Here is a 19,428-nt window from a genome sequence, read left to right as displayed (position 1 = left end):
TTTATTTAATTTCTTCAATACTAACGGCATACCCTCCGCCCGGAACAGATAATTGCACTAATTTTGATTTATTGGTTACGTTTTTGGTTTTAATAGTATAAGCCTGCGGATTGGTTTTATAATGGGCGTCTTTGGCATCGGCATAAATAGTGGCTTTATATTTTTTACCCGGTTCTAAAAAGCTCAATTTAATAGTTGAAGTTCTGGCATCAAGACCATTAACATTACCTATAAACCAATTGTTTGCACCTTTTTCTTTACGTGCCACCGTAATGTAACGGCCTGGCTCTGCCTCTAAATAAATACTTTCATCCCAATCTATGGCAACATCTATTATAAACTGAAAAGCATCTAAAAATCGATTGTAATTTTCTGGCAAATCAGCTGCCATTTGTAAAGGACTATACATGGTAACGTAGAGTGCCAACTGATTGGCAATGGTGCTGTTTACGTGGGAGTTATTATCCGGATTAAGTTTGCTAATGTCCATTTCAAAAACACCAGGGGTATAATCCATTGGACCACCAATTAAACGTGTAAAAGGCAAAAGCGTAACATGGTTTGGTTTTGAACCACCAAAAGCTTGAAATTCGGTACCTCTTGCCGATTCATTACCAATTAAATTTGGGTAAGTTCTGCAAATACCTGTTGGCCTCACTGCCTCATGGGCATTGACCATCACTTGATAATCGGCTGCCTTTTCTATGGCATATTGGTAGTGGTTTACAATCCATTGGCTATAATGATGTTCACCTCGAGGTAAAATATTCCCAACATAGCCACTTTTTACGGCATCATATCCGTTATCTTTCATGAATTGATAGGCCTTGTCCATGTGGCGCTCATAATTCCGTATAGAACCTGAAGTTTCATGGTGCATAATCATTTTTACCCCGTTGGATTTTGCATATTCATGTATTTCTTCCACATCAAAATCCGGGTAAGGCGTTACAAAATCAAACACATAATCTTTTGATTGCCCAAACCAATCTTCCCAACCTTCATTCCAACCTTCAACAAGCACACCATCAAAACCATGTTTTGCCGCAAAATCAATATATTCTTTTACGTGTGCTGTGTTTGCTGCATGCTTTCCGTTGGGTTTAACTTCCGAGAAATCTGTTTTTCCAAGTTGAACAGCAGGCAAATCATCTGTGTAAGCCCAAGAACTTTTACCGGTAATCATTTCCCACCAAACACCGACATATTTCACTGGTTTTATCCATGAAGTGTCTTCAATTTCACAGGGGTCATTTAAGTTCAACGTTATTTTCGAAGCAAGAATATCGCGGGCATCATCGCTAACAATAATCGTTCTCCAAGGTGTTTTGCAAGGAGCTTGCATATAGCCCTTGTCGCCTATGGCGTCTGGGGTTAAATGTGATTCAAAAATGAAATTTTCATCATCTAAATTAAGGTGCATACATGAATAATCAATAAGAGCCGCTTCATGTAAATTGATGTAAAGCCCATCATCTGTTTTCATCATCAGTGCCGTTTGAACACCCGTTGGAGAAAATTGTTCTTGCGACGCATTATCGGTTACAGCAGAATCAAATTTTTCTCGTATTTTAGATAATTTTGATTCTGTATAATCGTATTCCTGTGTATCGTAATCTCCTGGAATCCAAAAAGCTGTGTGGTTCCCCGTCATGGCAAATTGTGTTTTTTCCTCTTTAATCACAAAATACACAAGGTTTTCTTGGGTGGGAAATTCGTAGCGAAAACCTAAGCCATCGTTAAACAACCTAAAACAAATTAAAATTTTCCGTTCTGTTTCATTTTGTGTTAAGGTAACCGCCAATTCATTGTAACGGTTTCTTATTTCCTTCTGTTCTCCCCAAACGGGTTGCCAAGTTGAATCAAATGAAGTTGTTTCCGTACTTGAAATGGCGAAATCATCCATTAGTGACTTTTCATCGTCTTTAAGTATAAATCCTAATCGGCTAGATTTTATAACGGGTTTGCTTTTATATGACAAATTATAGGTTGGTACACCATTGGCCTCCAATGAAAACTGCATCATTAACTCGCCATTAGGAGATTTCAATTCTTGGGCGTTTCCAATAAATATGGAAAAAATAATCGCTATTGATAAAATAAATAATCTCATTCTAATTAGATTTTGTTAAACAGTTATCAAACTATTTGGGGTTATGGTTACGGGTAAATTATTCACCAATATTTGTAGTTCGGCATTACCTTCCAATTCAAACTTGGTATCATTTTGGCACACTTCTACCTTTAAAATTTGATTTCTAAAATTGACCTTAAACGAATAAGCATCCCATTGTTTTGGTATTTTGGGCTTAAACGACAATTTGTTGTCCTTAACACGCATACCTCCAAATCCTTCAACTATACTCATCCAAGTGCCAGCCATCGAAGTAATGTGTAGTCCTTCATGAACTTCTTTGTTATAATCGTCCAAATCTAAACGAGAGGTACGCAAATAGAACTTATAAGCTTGCCCCATCTTACCTAATTTTGCTGCTTGGATACTGTGTACACATGGTGATAATGAGCTTTCATGAACCGTAAAAGGCTCATAAAAATCAAAATGGCGTTCTAGTTGTTCTTCTGTAAAATGGTCTTCAAAAAAGTAGAAACCCTGTAAAACATCGGCCTGTTTAATGTAGGGTGATCGCAAAATATGATCCCAACTCCATTTTTGATTGATTGGGCGTTGGCTTTTATCTAAATCGGCCACGGTAATCAGTTCTTTATCTAAAAATCCGTCTTGCTGAAGATATACATTATGTTTTTCTGAAAACGGAAAATACATGTTGTCTGCTACTGCCTTCCACTCTGCCAATTCTAAAGTTGATAGCTTGACTTTATTCATAATTCTAGTAAAATCTGAAGCATATTCTTCTTCAACTTTACCGATATTTTCAAGTGCATAATTAATACACCATTGTGCTAAATAATTGGTGTACCAGTTATTATTCACGTTATTTTCATATTCATTTGGCCCCGTAACACCTAAAATAACATACTTATTTTTGGCTGTTGAAAAATTGGCTCGCTGATGCCAAAAACGAGCAATTCCGATTAAAACTTCGAGTCCTTTTTCAGGAATATAACTGTAATCACCTGTGTATCGACAATAGTTATAAATTGCAAAAGCAATGGCACCATTTCTATGTATTTCTTCAAAAGTGATTTCCCACTCGTTATGGCATTCTTCGCCATTCATGGTTACCATTGGGTAAAGGGCGGCACCATTTTTAAACCCTAATTTTTGAGCATTTTCAATAGCCTTTTCCAAATGATTGTATCTGTATTCCAAAAGGGTTCTTGCCACATTTTGGTCTTTGGTAGCCATATAAAACGGAATGCAATAGGCCTCGGTATCCCAATAAGTGCTTCCACCGTATTTTTCACCTGTAAACCCTTTAGGACCAATATTTAATCGAGAATCTCGGCCTAAATAGGTTTGGTTTAATTGGAAAATATTAAAACGGATACCTTGTTGTGCCTTAACGTCTCCAGAAATTGTAATATCAGACATGCTCCATATCAAATCCCAAGCTTTCTTTTGGTCTTCCAACAATGCATTGAAGCCTTTATTGGTTACCAATTTCAAAACCGCTTTTGCCGCAGTAACCAACTTAGATTTTTCATGGTTTCTATCTACAACATAACCTCCAAACTTATGGATGGTATAGGTTTCATTTTGTTTTACTTTATGCTTGTAGTAAAACGAAGCATAAGTTGCATCAGCCTTAAATTTAGGATCAATGACTAATGATTTTTCATCAATATAAATTTTGGATTCCATGAATGTACACGTATGAAAATCGGTTTTCATAGTTTTAGCCTCAATAAACGCTTGATGATTTTTATGGCTTACATTTCTTGTATCCCAAAACTTATCATCCCAATTGGTATCTTCGTTGGTAATTCCAGAATCTAAATACGGCTGAAAGGTAATTTCGGCATTTTCACTTAAAGGTTTGATTTGATATTGAATAGCGCCAACCTCATCTAAATCCAAGCTTAAAAAACGTTTGGCATTTACCTCAACCGTAATTCCATTTTTTAATGTGGCTATGAAACTTCTGGACAACCAACCTTCTTTCATGTTAAGCTCTCGCCTAAAATTTTCTACTTTTTTACACGTAAATAAATCGAGTTGTTCGCCGTTTATTTCAACGTTAATTCCTATCCAATTTGGTGCATTAAGCACTTTAGCAAAATACTCTGGATAGCCATTTTTCCACCAACCCACGCGGGTTTTATCTGGATAATAGACCCCTGCAATATAACTTCCTTGAAAGGTATCGCCAGAATAGAGTTCTTCAAAATTTGCACGTTGCCCCATGGCTCCGTTTCCTAAGCTGAATAAACTTTCTGATGATTTTACGCGTTTGGGATTGAACCCTTCTTCTATGATGGACCAGTTATCTGGTTTTATATAATCTTGATTCATATTTTTAAAGATATGAGAGCGTAGATTGCCTGCTTCAATTTGAGCGTTACGGCTCTATGAGCGAACTATTCATCTAAACCCTATGTTTCTTTTTGTTCTTTTCTGAAATTAATTTTTTGATGAAATCGGAAGTTACTTCCGTTAAATTTTCAAAATTGTAATCTGCCTCATGAAGTGTTTCTTCGTTGCCAATTCCTATAGATGTCATATTAGCTCTATTGGCGGCTTCAATACCTGCAATGGCATCTTCAAATACAATACAATTTTCTTGTGGAATATTTAACTTTTTAGCGCCGATTAAAAACACCTCGGGGTCTGGTTTCGCTTTTGAAACACTGTTGCCATCCACTATTCCAGCAAATCGTTCAAAAATCCCTACCTGTTTCAAAATAAGTGGGGCGTTTTTGCTGGCAGAACCCAACACATACTTTATTCCTAGACTGTCTAATGTATCAAGTAATTCTAGGGCTCCAGGCAAGATTTCATCAGCTTTCATTTTTGTAATAAATCCCAAATATTCTTCGTTTTTGGTTACGAGATATTCTTGTTTTTTTTCTTCGGAAAGCTTTATGTTTCCAATTTCCAATAAAATCTCCAATGACCTTACGCGACTCACACCTTTTAGCAGTTCGTTGTGTTTTTCAGTAAACTCAAAACCTAATTTATCGGCAAGATTTTTCCATGCCAAATAATGGTATTTTGCGGTATCGACTATAACACCATCCAAATCGAATATAACTCCTGTTTTCTGCATAGTTTTAAGATTGAATGATGTCATCAACATCTTTGACTTTATTAACTAAAGCTGCTGCGACAAGAAAACTTACACCACTTAATACCAATGCAAATATGGCTTGATTGCCATAAGCATATTTTACAAGTGGACCACCTATTAATGCATTGATTATTTGAGGTATTACAATGAAGAAATTGAAAATACCCATGTAAACCCCCATCTTTTTTGGCGAAATAGACCCTGCCAATATAGCATACGGCATAGCCAGAATACTAGCCCATGCAATGCCCACGCCAATCATAGAAACGATTAGCCAATCCTTATCGGGCATAATGTAAATGGATAAGAGCCCCAAACCACCAATGATAAGGGATATGGAATGTGTTTTCTTTCTGCCAATTCTTTGGGCAATATAAGGCAAAGCGAATGCGTAAATGGCCGACACCAAATTATAAACCCCAAAGAGAATGCCTATCCAATCACCTGCATCTTGATACATCGTGCTACTGCTATCTGTGTGGGATAGTCCATAAGTATGTTGCGCAATTGCAGGAGTGGCAAACACCCACATGCCAAACAAACCAAACCAAGAAAAGAATTGCACCCAGGCTAATTGTCGCATGGTTGTTGGCATTTTTTTGAAGTCTTCAAAAACATCCAGCAAACTAGATTCCTTGTTTTCAACAACCACATCTATATCAACAGATTTGGCCTTTTCTTTTTCAATTAGGGCCAATTCCTCTGGAGAATATTCTTTGGTTGTTAATACTGTTATTAAAATTGAAACAATTAAAACAGCTGCGCCAATAATGAACGATAAAATTAAATTAAATGGAATGGCTCCCTCTGAAGTTTGATTTGAAACGCCGAACCAATTGGTTAAGGCATATGGCAACCACGATCCAATTACGGCACCAAAACCAATGAGTGCTGTTTGTACGCTGAACCCTAAGGTTCTCTGGTCAGTTCTCAAATTGTCACCAACCAAAGCTCTGAATGGTTCCATCGCCACATTAAATGAGGCATCCATAATCATGAGCATTCCTGCACCCACCCACAAAGGTGGTAAAAATGCCGTGAAAATATCGGCTTGGGGCATTAACACCAGACCTACAGAGGCCAGTATGGCACCCACCAAAAAATAAGGTTTTCTTCTTCCGAAACGTCCCCAAGTATTATCACTGTAATGCCCAATAATAGGTTGAACAATCAACCCCATTAATGGTGCAATAATCCAGAACCAAGACAGTTCGTGAACGTCTGCTCCGAAAATTTGAAGTATCCTACTTGCGTTGGCATTTTGAAGGGCGAACCCCATTTGGATTCCTAGAAATCCAAAACTCATGTTCCAGATTTGCCAGAAACTTAATCTACGCTTTTCCATGAAATAGTATGTTTAGTTAATACTATTTGATAAGCGGTAAATACTTATCAAAACTTATGTGAGAAGTGAAAATATAAGTTTTGATTTCGCATCAAAGATATAAAAGAATTTTGGTTTTCCTAATAAATTTTTTTTAACGAAATTATTTAGTTGATTCTCTCTCAATAATTTCGGTCTCTATAACGACCTTTATGAAGTCACTTTTTTTATCGTTGTTTGTAAAGTATTGCTCGCTTTCGGCATCTTCAGCATCCAATCTGTCTATGAGTAAATTCGCGGCTTGTTCACCCATTTTTTGGCCATGCTGACTCACGGTAGTTAAACTAGGTGTAGCGTGTTTTGAAAGCACTCCATCTGTAAAACCTATGACCTGAATATCGTCGGGAACATGCATGCCCAATTTCTTGGCTACTTTCATTGCGGTTACGGCATATAATTCATTAACCGCAAAAACACCATCTATTTGCGGATTTGTTTGAAAGAATTGAGCAATTTCTGTCTCGAGAATCTCTAAATGATTTTCAACATTTAAGCTGTCGTCAATTTTTAAAATCAAATTGGAATCAGGCACAAAACCATTGGTTTCAAGGGCTTCAAGATACCCCTGTGTTCTCAATTTACCAACACTAACATAATCCATGGTGGTAATGAGTGCTATGTTTTTGCAATTATTTTCAATAAGCTTTTTTACGGCTTTAACGGCTCCATTAAAATCATCAACTATTACCTTATCGCACTCCACTTCACTTACAACCCTGTCAAACATCACAATGGGCATACCTTGGCTTATGGTGGCATGAAAATGATGGTAATCTTGCTTTAGCAAAGTTTCTTTGGAAATGGAGAGAATAAACCCGTCAATACTGCCATTGGCAAGCATTTCCATGTTGATTATTTCCTTGGCAAAGGATTCGTTGGACAACCCTACAATAACATTGTATCCCCTTCTATTGGCTACCCGTTCTATACCGCGAATTACGGTTGAAAAAAAATGGTGTACAATCTCGGGTATTAAAATACCGATAGTTTTTGTTTTTCGGTTCTTTAAGCTAAGGGCAATATTATTGGGCTTGTAGTTGTAAAGCTTAGCAAAGGCCTGTATTTTTTGGGTTGTATCCTCGCTAATTTCTTTGCTCCCACTCAGCGCTTTTGAAACCGTTGAAACCGAGACATCTAATTCCTTGGCAATTTGTTTTAATGTTATCTTCTTCTTCATCGCTAAAAATTCATTGTAAAGTAACAATTATTTGCATGTTTTTAAAACGATGGTAAAATATTTTTCCATACACCAAGTCATGTGTTTTTGCCAATATCCAGTCCAAATATTAAAAATTTATCAACACGAAAACGTTTTCGTTAAATATTTCGTAATTTAAAATTATTTCTTAACATTTTCTTTACATACGTTTGATGCGAGAAGTGAAAATATAACTAAACAATTTAATTCATTATTCAACAAAATTATATGAAAACAACTACTAAAAGTTTACTGTTTTTCCTGCTGATTTTGCCCGTTTTAACATTTGGGCAAAACAGTTTAAAAGGAACAGTAACAGAACAATCAACTTCTATACCGCTTCCGGGAGTAAATGTAGTTATTAAAGGTACCACAACAGGTACAGCTACAGATTTTGACGGGCAATACGTAATTGAAGTTAACAATGGTGATGTTCTTGTATTCACCTATGTAGGTTACCAAGCGCAAGAAATAACATATACCGGACAAGCTACGCTAGACATTCAATTAAGTGAAGACGCAGCGCAACTTGAAGAAATTGTGATTATTGGTTACGGTAGCGTTAAGAAGGAGGACTTAACCGGATCGGTTGACGTTGTATCTTCTGAAGATTTTAACCAAGGTGCCGTGGTATCGCCAGATCAATTACTTCAAGGTAAAGCGGCTGGTGTGAGGATTACAAGTGCTGGTGGACAGCCAGATGCCGCCCCAAACATTAGAATTAGAGGTGGTTCTTCATTATCCGGAAACAACTCTCCTTTAATTGTAATAGATGGCGTACCATTAGATAATGGTGGTGTTGCTGGTGTTGGCAACCCTTTGAGCTTAATAAACCCTAATGATATTGAAAGCTTTAGTGTGCTCAAAGATGCTTCTGCAACTGCTATTTATGGTTCAAGGGCGTCAAATGGTGTACTTATCATCACCACCAAAAAAGGAACTTCTGGCGAGGCTAAATTTAATTTTTCGGCCAGAACCTCATTAAGTAACATTAGTTCAAGGAATCAAATTGAAATCATGGATGGCGATACTTTTGTAAAATTCGCGCAAATGTATTACCCAGATGACCTCGCTGCATTGGGTGTACCTGTAGGTTCAGTAAACACTAATGAACCCAGTAGAACTATTACAGTTCAAGATAAAGACGGAAATTCTGTTCAACGCCAGATATACAATTCAGATTGGCAAGATGCCATTTACAGAACGGCCATTACTAAAGATTACAATTTTGGGGTAAGAGCTAATTTGTTCGAGAAAATCCCATTTAGAGCCTCTGTTGGGTACAACAATACCGAAGGTGTTGTAAAAACCAATGACTATGAAAGAATTACGGCGTCTTTGAGGTTATCTCCAAAACTCTTTGACGACCATTTAAAAGTGGATTTGAATGCTAAAGCTACTTCTGTAGACAAAAACGCCATAGATGATGGCGCTGCTATTGGTGGCGCAGTTTCAATGGATCCAACAAAGCCTATTTATGATAGCAACTCAATTTTTGGTGGCTACTACCAACAATTACGTGGAGCAGGTGAAGCCAATAGCCCAAATGCAAAAGCAGGATCCAGCAACCCATTGGCCGTGCTTCTGCAACGCTCAAGACCAGAAAAAGTTAAACGTTTATTAGGTAACCTGGAACTTGATTACAAATTTCATTTTTTACCTGAATTAAGAGCAGTAGTGAACTTGGGCTTAGAGGCCTCAAGAGCTGAAATTGAAGAACGATTTGCAGAAAACTCAGTAAACTCCTATACTCTGGTTCCAGACCCCAGTCAACCAAAAGGGACTTACATTTTCAATCCAGGAAAAAGTTTTGGTGAAAGACAACATATTACCAATACTACCATGGAGTCTTATTTAGCCTATAGAAAAGAGTTTGACCAATCGTTCCTCAATAACTTTGATATTCAGGCAGGTTATTCATACCAAAACTTTAAGAACGATGGCAATAAAGACGAATATGAAAACGACCCAGTAACTGGGGTTAGAATTCCGAATATTGACCCTTTAAATCCAAACAACAGATATTTCAACTCTTTAAATCTTCAATCGTTTTTTGGAAGGGCAAACATAAACTTAGGGAACAAATATCTATTAACTGCTTCCTTTAGAGCTGATGGCTCCTCATTCTTTACAGAAGAAAACCGCTGGGGATATTTCCCTTCAGCCGCAGTAGCTTGGAAAGTTAAAGAAGAAAGTTTTCTTCAAGATGTAAACTTTGTTAACGACTTTAAAATAAGACTTGGTTGGGGTGAAACAGGCCAACAGGATATTTCTGGACAAGTAGGTTTTTATCCATCAATTCCACTTTTTGAAATTGGTTCCCCTGAAAGTCAGTACATTTCTGGAGTAAATCTATACAATGCTAAGGAGTTCAACCCCGATTTAACCTGGGAGAAAACCACGACTTATAATGCCGGTGTAGATTTTGACTTTTTCGCCAATAGTGTCTTCTCAGGTTCCTTTGATATTTTTAAAAGAGAAACCACCGACTTGTTGGTACTAACCAACGTACCACCAGGACAAGCACTTAGTGATCGTGTTATACAAAACGTAGGTTCAACAGAAAGTAAGGGTTTTGAATTGAATTTAAATTTAAACCCAGTTCAAAATCAAAACTTCAATTTATCTTTAAATGGAAATTTATCGTATAACTATACTGAAGTTACAGACTTAAGTGGTGTAGAACAAATTACAGTTACCGATGATGCAGCCCGTCTAGACACAGGAACGGGAAACTTCCTTTTAAGGCATGCTATCGGAAGACAAGCTAATTCAGCTTACGTACTAAAACAAGTTTATGATACAGATGGGAAACCCATTTTAGGTTCTTTTGTTGATTTAAACGGTGATGGAAGAATTAATGAAGATGACAGATACTATAAAGCTATTCAGCCTAACTGGACTTTTGGATTTGGCTTTAATATGGACTATAAAAACTGGAACTTATCAGCCAGTTTCAGAGGCCAATTAGATGGATATATCTATAACTCCAGGAAATTAACACATGGCGAAATACAAAATGCCAAATCCTTGGACGGAACGTTCTTTAACAACACGTTAAACTTCTTTACAGGAGCTGCAGACCCTGTATTCACCAATATTTTAGACCCTGTTCAATATTCCGATTATTTTTTGGAAGGAGCATCATTTTTACGATGCGAGAATATTGTATTGGCCCATACACTTTCCAATGTTATTAAAAACGCAACGCTAAAAATTTATGGAGCCATCAACAATCCTTTCTTGATAACCAATTATTCAGGACAAGACCCAGAAAACTTTTGGGGCATAGACAAAAACTTTTATCCAAGAGCAACCGTTTATAACTTAGGTGTAAATATTGACTTTTAAACTATGAAAATGATGAAAAATAATATATTAAAATTTCTATTAGGTTTGGTGGTTTTAGGCACCCTAAATATTGGATGTACCAAAGATTTAGATACCGAGCCTTTAATCGAACTGTCTTTGGATGAACTTTTATCCCAAGACCCAAAAGCTGTAGAAGGAATTCTTTCACGCCTTTATGGATCTTTTGCCCTATCTGGGGCAGATGGAGCTGGAAGTTCTGACATTAGCGACGATGCGGGAGAATCTCCTTTTTTAAGAGGAATTATAAACTTACAGGATTTTGCTGCCGACGGCATGAAAAACCGTTGGGGAGATAATGGTTTAGACCAATTAACCACAACAAGCAATTGGACTTCTGAGAACAAATTCTTCAGATACCTGTACAACAGAATCTTCTTTACCATTCCTCAGTGTAACAACATGCTTTCCATTCTACCTAATGTAGATGTTGAAAACAAAGAGGTTATTACGTCTGAAGTACGATTTATCAGAGCTTTAGCAAATTTCTATTTGATTGATGTATTTGGTAAAGGGGTTTTGGCCACTGAAGAAAATTTTGGTCAAACTGAATCGCTTCCAGAAGCTTCAAGACAACAGCTTTTTGACTTTGTGGAATCTGAACTCCTAGCAATCGAACCTCTTTTACTGGACACAAACACCTATGGAAGAGCCACTAAAAGTGCAGCGCAAATGCTTCTAGCAAAACTTTACTTGAATGCAGAAGTTTACACAGGAACGCCAAGATACGCAGATGCAGCCACTTACGCCAGCAAAGTAATAAACGAAGGACCTTACAGCTTGGCAGACGATTTTGTAAGCATCTTTTCAGCGGATAACGACACATCGCCTGAAATTATTTTCCCTTTAATAGCTGATGCTCAAGTGAGTCAAAGTTACGGTAATACTACCTATATCATAAATGGGAATTTATCCGACGACACTATGAACCCAGCAGATTTTGGAAATCCTGGAGGTGGTACAAATGCCTGGGGTGGACATAGAGCCACAAAAGCATGGTATGGTCTATACGGTGATTTGAATACGTCAACCGATGACCGAGCTAAGTTATTCTGGACTGAAGGACACAACTATGAAATGGAAGATTATAAAACATGGACAGATGGTTATCCATCCATAAAATTCAGAAACACAAATTTTACTGGAACCTCTTTAATCTCAAGTTTTGTTAACACAGACTTCCCATTATTCAGGTTGGCAGACGCCTATTTAATGTATGCCGAATGCGCCATTAATAATGCAGCTGGAACAGACAAGAATATTGCCTTACGATATATTAATGATGTAAGAGGAAGATCTAATGCCACATTAATTCAAATGTCGGATATTGAGCCAATGGCAACTGGTCTAAAATTTATAATTGATGAACGAGGGAGAGAATTAAACCTTGAAGGCCATAGACGTACAGACTTAATACGTTTTGGTATGTTTACAGGAAGCTCCTATTTATGGCCTTGGAAAGGTGGCGTAAAAAACGGAGCGTCAATTCCTGCCACTTACAATGTTTATCCTATTCCTTCATCGGCCTTACAAGCCAACCCCAACTTAACGCAAAACCCTGGTTATTAAAAAACTAATTATCACTATTATGAAAAATATAAAAATTTTATCGTTACTATTAATTGCCGTAATCGGCCTTGTATCTTGCGAGCAAGATGACGAACTGGTATTTACCGCGGCTCCTGTTGGCGAATTCAATTTTGTCAATTCATTTCTTCCGAAATATGTATTAACACCACAAACAGCATCAAATATTGCTGAACGCTTTGTTTTTAATTCAGCTAACTTTGACGTACCGACAAATATCAATTACCAGCTACAATATTCCGTAATTGGTGATTTTACAGATGTGGAAAATGTAGGCGGTCAAGTATCTTCAACGGAAATCGCTTTAACAGTAGCTGAATTTTTAGGTATTGCCACTGATGCAGGTTTAGATAACGACCCCAACTCAGCAGAACCAAACGCAGGCACATTTTCCTTCAGAGTTAGAGCATATCCAGGTGATCCGAGTTCTACCACAGAACAGTTTTCGCCAACAGTTACCCTTTCAGTAGAACTTCCGAATATCGTTGTAGGTGGTGGTGCTTTTGAAGTATCCTCATGGGGTGTTGTAGGATCTGGTTACAATAACTGGGGTGATTTTGCTGATGCCAAATTTTACACTACAGGAACACCTGGTGTAATTGTTTCTTATGTGAATTTAGTTGATGGAGAAATTAAATTTAGAGAAAACAATACTTGGGTTGGTGATTTAGGTGATGCCAATCTGGATGGTATTTTGGATGCAGACCCAGAAAATAACATTGCAGTTACTGCCGGAGATTATAAAATTACCATAAATACCAACGACAATTCTTATTCAATAGAACCATTCTCTTGGGGTATTGTTGGAAATGGTTATAATAATTGGGGCGGAGCTGGTATAGATGCAAAACTATATTACGACCATACCACCGATACTTTCAAAGCCAGCGTTAAACTTTTTAATGGGTTCATAAAATTCAGACCTTTAAATACATGGTCAGGAGATATGGGTGATGCTAATCTTGATGGTATTTTGGACACTGATTCCGACAACAATATTCCCGTAACTGAAGGACATTATTTAGTTACAGTCGATTTCAAAGATAACAGCTATACTATTGAAGAGGCCACTGTATGGGGAGCTGTAGGGTCTGGATTTAATAATTGGGGCAATAATAGTTGGGACCATGACGGAGATGCAGGAACACCTGACGTACCTGTTTCTGATGCAGCTCTAACAGAGATTCAACCAGGCGTTTGGTTCGCAGAAAATATCACTTTGGTTGATGGCCAAATTAAGTTTAGACCAAACAATACGTGGAATGGCGACTATGGTGATGCAAACGGCGACAATATTCTAGACCAAGATGCAGATAACAATATTGACGTTACTGCTGGGAACTATGTAGTGAGCATCGATTTTAACGACCCATCTGGACCTGTATATTACTTAGGAAAAAGATAATTTGTCCATCCAAAATACAAGTACAACACTTGTAGTAATATAAATTTAACAAAGAGGTTGTATTGCTAAATAATACAGCCTCTTTTATTAAAATTTCTATGAAAATTAACCCAAAGTAACTCTTGATTTAACAGAGATACTTGATGGTAAAGAACATTTTCTTTAAAAAAATAGTCAAATGAAAAGAATTACTGCACTACTCTTGTTTTTGTCCACAATGTATATTAGTGCCCAAAAACAAGACGTAACTTATAGCATATCTCCCAACCCCTTTCAGCAAACCGATAACATTACCATAACTTTTGATGGAGACTCCATTGACGAAACTGCCTGGGGCGTTACGGACAACAAACTCTATCTTTGGGCATGGTCGTACGATACTAATCTAGCCAACCAACAAGATTGCCCTACCAATGGCTCCTGGACAGACTCAAACATTGCCAATGAATTGCATTACGAGAACAATGAATATTCCATTACTTTTAAACCTACCGAGTTTTTCATCAGAAATGATATTGGCAGAATTGGATTTCTTATAAAAGCCAAAGATGGCTCGGGCAACAAACAATCTGAAGATTATCTTGTAGATGTTGGTCTTTTTCAAGTAACATTAACATCACCTGCAAATCCAATCTCCATTTTAAATTCAGGAGATAACTTAAACATCTCAGCTTCAAACACCGGTGGTATTGCTGATTATACTCTAAAAGCCAACGGCAACACCATTAACACACAATCGGGCATTGAATCCTATAACTACACAGACACCAATATAACCGAGAACAAAAACTACACTCTTGAAACCACTATTTCAGGTGAAACAAAAACAAAAACATTTCGGGCAATAATTGATCCTGGCAGCAGCTTTGATATTATGCCACAAACCTATCTTGACGGGATAACTTATGATGAAAGTGACCCCACAACAGCCACACTGGTTTTGTATGCTCCAGGCAAAGATTTTGTATATGTAGCCGGTAGCTTCAACAACTACCAACCCGATGCAAGCTATGCCATGAAAAGGGATCCATCAAGAAATAATAAATTTTGGTTAACCCTAACCGGCTTGACCTCTGGCCAAATAGAAACCTATCAATATTGGGCGGTTGACAAAACACCTATGGCTAATTCACCAGCTTTGGTAAAAACGGCCGATCCTTATTCAACTTTGGTGTTATCACCATACGATGACCCTTGGATACCCGCTTCTTCCTACCCCAATCTGCCAACATATCCCCAAGGTCAAGAACGTGAGGTTACCGTATTGCAAACCAACAAACCAGAATACAATTGGCAAGTCACAAACTTTTCAAAACCTAAAAAAGAAGATCTTGTTATATATGAGGTTTTGATTCGTGATTTTGATGCAGATAGAAACTTTCAAGACCTTATCGACAAAATAGATTACTTTAAAAATCTAAATGTTAATGCCATTGAACTCATGCCTATTATGGAATTTGAGGGTAACGAAAGTTGGGGTTACAATACGGCCTTCCACATGGCATTGGACAAATTTTATGGCACCGAAGACAAGTTAAAAGAATTGGTAGATGTTTACCATCAAAATGGTATTGCAGTAATTTTGGATCTGGCACTAAACCATGCATTTGGAAGAAACCCAATGGTACGGTTATGGATGAACGACCCCGATGGCGATGGCTGGGGCGATCCAAGTTCGGAAAACCCGTATTTCAATACAAGTGCTAAGCATACCTACAGCGTTGGCTCAGACTTTAACCACTCCAACTCATTTACTAAAGTTTATGCGAAACGTGTTGTCAAACATTGGATTGAAGAATTCAATATCGATGGCTTTAGATGGGATTTAACTAAAGGGTTTACGCAAAACTGCCAAAACAACGAAGGCTGCACCAACGATTATAATGCAGATAGGGTTGCCATCCTAAAAGATTACGCGGATTATAGCTGGAGTTTGGATGCTGACCATTATGTTATTTTTGAACACCTCGGTACAGGATGGGATAACAACAACGACGGAAAAACATCATTAGATGAAGAAATAGAATGGGCCGATTACCGAGTTGATGAAGGTAAAGGAATTATGATGTGGAGCGAAATGTGGAATTCCTATAAGAATTTATCACAAGGAAAAACAGAAGATTGCAATAATCCACCAAATGCTAGAGACTTGAATATAGACAGAATGGGACATCTTTCGCATGGATTTACAGAAAAACGTTCTTTAGGTTATCCAGAAAGTCATGATAAAGACCGTATAATGTATGAAATGACAGAATATGGCGGATTAGATTGTTCGGGTTTCAGTTTAAACAACTCATTAACCAGAATGTCTGCTATTGGAGCTGTTTCTATTCCAATTCCAGGGCCAAAAATGATTTGGCATTTTGCAGATTTAGGCATGGATAATTCCATTTGGTTGTGTTCTGATGGGGTAACAGTGAATTCAGATTATGATGGTAATGATGATGGTGATTGTAAATTAAGCACAAAACCACAGCCGCAATGGTCTGAGAACTGGCTTGGAGATACTAATAGAAGACAAATTTATGATGATTGGTCTAGGCTAATTCAGTTAAAAATCCAGGAACCCGTATTTGAAGGCAATTATACTATTGAATCTGGTACATTAACACCCAAGATTTATGTTTTTGATGATGAACTATCATCTTCAACGCTAAAAAATGTAGTTATATTGGCAAACTTTGATTTTACGGATCAAAATATAGCACCAAACTTTCCGTACGCTGGGACGTGGTACGATTTAATGGACGAAACAGGAAACTCAACCATCGACGGTTCTACAACTTCAATTAATTTACCTTCAGGAGAGTTTAGAATTTATGGAAATCAAGTATCTACGTTATCGATAAAAAATCTCTCCGATAATAAAATCGGGGTTTACCCAAATCCGGTTAGAAATAGTTTTAAAATTAGCTCGAATGTTAACCTTGTTGAAGTGTATAGCATTACGGGTAAATTGCTTAAAAGCTTTAAAGGTAATTTTCAAAAAGACCAAAATTTTGATATTTCAGAATTGCCGAAAAGTATGTACTTAGTAAAAATAATGTCTAACTTAACAGAACAAAAGGTTATTAAACTCGTTAAGTTCTGATTAAGTAGTTTAGTTTGTTTAGAATGTTTAATAGCTGAGATGACAAGAAATCTCAGCTATTATCTTTTATTTTTGCGCTTTCAATAAAATTTAAAATAGTTAAAACCATTTCCAATATACTTATTTTCCAATTTTTAAGTGTGTTGATTTTTGGCTGCAAAAAGAACACCAAAGAGCTCAATAACAGAGCTGTTGAAAAAACAATGAAATAGCTGCTCCATTAGATATATTCTAGGTAAAATCCCTGTCAACAGGAACATGTGATAAAAGACAGCCCATTATTGTGCAATGTACCCTATTGCACCGGTTTCAGGATATCTGCCAAAACGGGGAACAAAATTTGATTCCACCCCAAACCATGTTGGATTTAGAATTGTTGCTAAACTTGGTATGATCAGCTAATAGCCAACAACATTTAGAACTACTCAGATAAAGGAATAGAAAGTTCCCAATCCCAAGTTTGATTAAGTCGTCTAGAAGTAAGTATCAATTCTTTAACAATAAAACTATTACTGTAAGGCTGTTTTTTAAATAACTCAAGGCAGTCATCCAGCATAGCTTTATTTTTAACTTTTGAAATTGTCATGTGCGGCGATTTTGAAATAAATATTTTTGGAACCACATCATTAAGTTCTTCGTTAAACAACGCACTGGTTTTATGAAAAAACTCACTTATGTCCTTGCTGTTATCAATCTCCAAAAGAAGCACATGTGCATTATAAAATGCATTAATCCCTAAAATATCAACAGTGAAATATTTTTCTTTTGAGAGTTTAGTAACAATATTGACCAACCTTTCTTCATATTTTGTTTCCATTCTAAAAAGCGCCATGGTAACATGTGGTTTAGAACTAGAATATTGATACTTTCCAAAAATATCCCTAAACTTCCCCTTCAACCCCAACACATGTTCATAAATAGGATTAGGCGGTACAATTCTTAAGGTGTATTCCCGGATTAATTGTTTCATTTTAATGTAAAAAATAATAAATACACTAAAAAAAACAACCATTTATTTTCTTTATTAAAGGTCAATAATATCACAAAAAATGCATACCTTAAATTACAATTTATAACGATGCACGAGCACCAAATATGAAACCTACTATAGCGCATCCCATCTTCATATTCTTATACCTTTTGGTTAAAGTTCCTCTTATGGCACAGACAATGCCCATGGTATATACGCCAGGACCAGCGAATCTAAATCCTGAGACTTTAGCCCAGATTTATTTTCTAAGAGAAGAGGGTGACGAATTTCCTGAAAATTGGTTGGCCGTAATTATTAACGATGATGCGGGGTTTTGTGTAAAAGCAAAGATGAATCACATTTATCGGGTACACACAAAACTTACGGGACCCACCCGATTACGAACAAAAATTAAAGATATTACCAAGGAGGTTATATTAGATCTGCAACCGAGTACAGATTACTATATAACCTTAAAACCTATACGCCAAACCGACCAAAGGATTGCTGGCCAAATAGCAGAACTGGAGCCTATCGAAGGCCTTAGGCGCTTACAAGCCTACAATAGCAACATACAAGACCGCTATTGCATTGTTCCCATGAATGGCAATCATGATTTTCGGGAAAACACCTGGAACGACACCATACATTGGTACGCCGGAAAAACACACGATTATCATTTTAAACCTTTACCCTCTTGGGAATTACTGTTACGAGACAAACAAAAAGTTGCCCTAGCTTTTAGAAATCCATTAATCTCCAGCACTTATTCTGAGGCCGCAGGTATTATGCCTTTGTCTTTAAAAAAATGCGCAAACATTGAAGCTTTTGAAAACTATTGCCAAACCGAGTTTATTGGTACCATATTAGACCAACAGCAGGACATTAATATCAATACAAGCTTAGTTCCTGTATCTTTGCCCGACGATATTAGCTATGCTCGAATGATTACAATAGAAAACCAGAACACCAGCACCATGCTCCCAAAAACACCTCTTTTAAACATGCGCTCTTGCTACATCGTTTTTTTCTGGATTGACCAAAAAGGCAAAGGATACACCGCAACCCTATACCTATCTGAACGTGGTCTTGCTGAAGAATTACACCCTATAGATACCTTAAAAAAACGTCTGCTTTGGGTGTGGGATAGTTTTAAATTGGTAAAGACAAATAAACATTAAAACAATAAGTTTTTGCTTAGATATGATTTT

11 protein-coding genes are annotated in these 19,428 nt (G+C 37.0%); 5 read left to right on the top strand and 6 right to left on the bottom strand.

Annotation, left to right across the window (positions count from 1 at the left end):
* Position 1 precedes the first annotated feature (1 nt).
* The 5 genes from WJN01_RS14175 to WJN01_RS14155 all read right to left on the bottom strand — a co-directional run bounded on the left by WJN01_RS14175 (position 2) and on the right by WJN01_RS14155 (position 7,771).
* A complete protein-coding gene (locus WJN01_RS14175) occupies positions 2–2,113 on the bottom strand; it encodes a glycoside hydrolase family 97 protein (RefSeq protein ID WP_445197818.1) in 2,112 nt (703 codons plus the stop codon).
* A gap of 15 nt (positions 2,114–2,128) precedes the next feature.
* Positions 2,129–4,435 carry a maltose phosphorylase MdxK gene (gene mdxK, locus WJN01_RS14170; RefSeq protein ID WP_445197817.1) on the bottom strand — a complete coding sequence of 769 codons (2,307 nt, stop codon included), beginning with the start codon at positions 4,433–4,435 and terminating at the stop codon, positions 2,129–2,131.
* Between the two features lie 73 nt (positions 4,436–4,508).
* Positions 4,509–5,189, bottom strand: a complete 681-nt coding sequence (gene pgmB, locus WJN01_RS14165; RefSeq protein WP_445197816.1) for a beta-phosphoglucomutase — start codon at positions 5,187–5,189, stop codon at positions 4,509–4,511.
* Positions 5,190–5,193: 4 nt separating this feature from the next.
* Positions 5,194–6,555, bottom strand: coding sequence for an MFS transporter (locus WJN01_RS14160; protein WP_445197815.1), 1,362 nt, complete (start codon positions 6,553–6,555; stop codon positions 5,194–5,196).
* Between the two features lie 142 nt (positions 6,556–6,697).
* A complete protein-coding gene (locus WJN01_RS14155) occupies positions 6,698–7,771 on the bottom strand; it encodes a LacI family DNA-binding transcriptional regulator (RefSeq protein ID WP_445197814.1) in 1,074 nt (357 codons plus the stop codon).
* Positions 7,772–8,020: 249 nt separating this feature from the next.
* Between WJN01_RS14155 and WJN01_RS14150 the strand changes: the two genes are divergently transcribed.
* The 4 genes from WJN01_RS14150 to WJN01_RS14135 all read left to right on the top strand — a co-directional run bounded on the left by WJN01_RS14150 (position 8,021) and on the right by WJN01_RS14135 (position 17,247).
* Complete coding sequence (locus WJN01_RS14150) at positions 8,021–11,143, top strand: SusC/RagA family TonB-linked outer membrane protein (RefSeq protein ID WP_445197813.1); 3,123 nt, start codon at positions 8,021–8,023, stop codon at positions 11,141–11,143.
* Positions 11,144–11,152: 9 nt separating this feature from the next.
* Positions 11,153–12,730 (top strand): RagB/SusD family nutrient uptake outer membrane protein, encoded by a 1,578-nt coding sequence (locus WJN01_RS14145; RefSeq protein WP_445197812.1) that lies wholly within the window; start codon positions 11,153–11,155, stop codon positions 12,728–12,730.
* 19 nt (positions 12,731–12,749) lie between these two features.
* Positions 12,750–14,153: a SusF/SusE family carbohydrate-binding protein gene (locus WJN01_RS14140; protein WP_445197811.1), complete on the top strand. Its 1,404-nt coding sequence runs from the start codon at positions 12,750–12,752 to the stop codon at positions 14,151–14,153.
* Positions 14,154–14,331: 178 nt separating this feature from the next.
* A complete protein-coding gene (locus WJN01_RS14135) occupies positions 14,332–17,247 on the top strand; it encodes an alpha-amylase family glycosyl hydrolase (protein ID WP_445197810.1) in 2,916 nt (971 codons plus the stop codon).
* A gap of 421 nt (positions 17,248–17,668) precedes the next feature.
* On the opposite strand, the gene WJN01_RS14130 is transcribed toward WJN01_RS14135, so the two are convergent.
* A complete protein-coding gene (locus WJN01_RS14130) occupies positions 17,669–18,217 on the bottom strand; it encodes a 2'-5' RNA ligase family protein (protein WP_445197809.1) in 549 nt (182 codons plus the stop codon).
* A gap of 125 nt (positions 18,218–18,342) precedes the next feature.
* Here WJN01_RS14130 and WJN01_RS14125 point away from each other — a divergent pair, with 125 nt between their 5' ends.
* Positions 18,343–19,398 carry a hypothetical protein gene (locus tag WJN01_RS14125; protein ID WP_445197808.1) on the top strand — a complete coding sequence of 352 codons (1,056 nt, stop codon included), beginning with the start codon at positions 18,343–18,345 and terminating at the stop codon, positions 19,396–19,398.
* Positions 19,399–19,428 lie beyond the last annotated feature (30 nt).

Origin of the sequence: Tamlana sedimenti, assembly GCF_038148895.1 — a bacterium.
Lineage (GTDB): Bacteria > Bacteroidota > Bacteroidia > Flavobacteriales > Flavobacteriaceae > Tamlana.
Note: the sequence above shows the minus strand (reverse complement) of the source record. Positions and strands in the feature narration are given on the sequence as shown.

Coding starts and splice junctions, on each gene's coding strand:
- WJN01_RS14175 (WP_445197818.1), bottom strand. CDS start 2,113: ATGAGATTATTTATTTTATCAATAGCGATTATTTTTTCCATATTTATT.
- mdxK (WP_445197817.1), bottom strand. CDS start 4,435: ATGAATCAAGATTATATAAAACCAGATAACTGGTCCATCATAGAAGAA.
- pgmB (WP_445197816.1), bottom strand. CDS start 5,189: ATGCAGAAAACAGGAGTTATATTCGATTTGGATGGTGTTATAGTCGAT.
- WJN01_RS14160 (WP_445197815.1), bottom strand. CDS start 6,555: ATGGAAAAGCGTAGATTAAGTTTCTGGCAAATCTGGAACATGAGTTTT.
- WJN01_RS14155 (WP_445197814.1), bottom strand. CDS start 7,771: ATGAAGAAGAAGATAACATTAAAACAAATTGCCAAGGAATTAGATGTC.
- WJN01_RS14150 (WP_445197813.1), top strand. CDS start 8,021: ATGAAAACAACTACTAAAAGTTTACTGTTTTTCCTGCTGATTTTGCCC.
- WJN01_RS14145 (WP_445197812.1), top strand. CDS start 11,153: ATGATGAAAAATAATATATTAAAATTTCTATTAGGTTTGGTGGTTTTA.
- WJN01_RS14140 (WP_445197811.1), top strand. CDS start 12,750: ATGAAAAATATAAAAATTTTATCGTTACTATTAATTGCCGTAATCGGC.
- WJN01_RS14135 (WP_445197810.1), top strand. CDS start 14,332: ATGAAAAGAATTACTGCACTACTCTTGTTTTTGTCCACAATGTATATT.
- WJN01_RS14130 (WP_445197809.1), bottom strand. CDS start 18,217: ATGAAACAATTAATCCGGGAATACACCTTAAGAATTGTACCGCCTAAT.
- WJN01_RS14125 (WP_445197808.1), top strand. CDS start 18,343: ATGAAACCTACTATAGCGCATCCCATCTTCATATTCTTATACCTTTTG.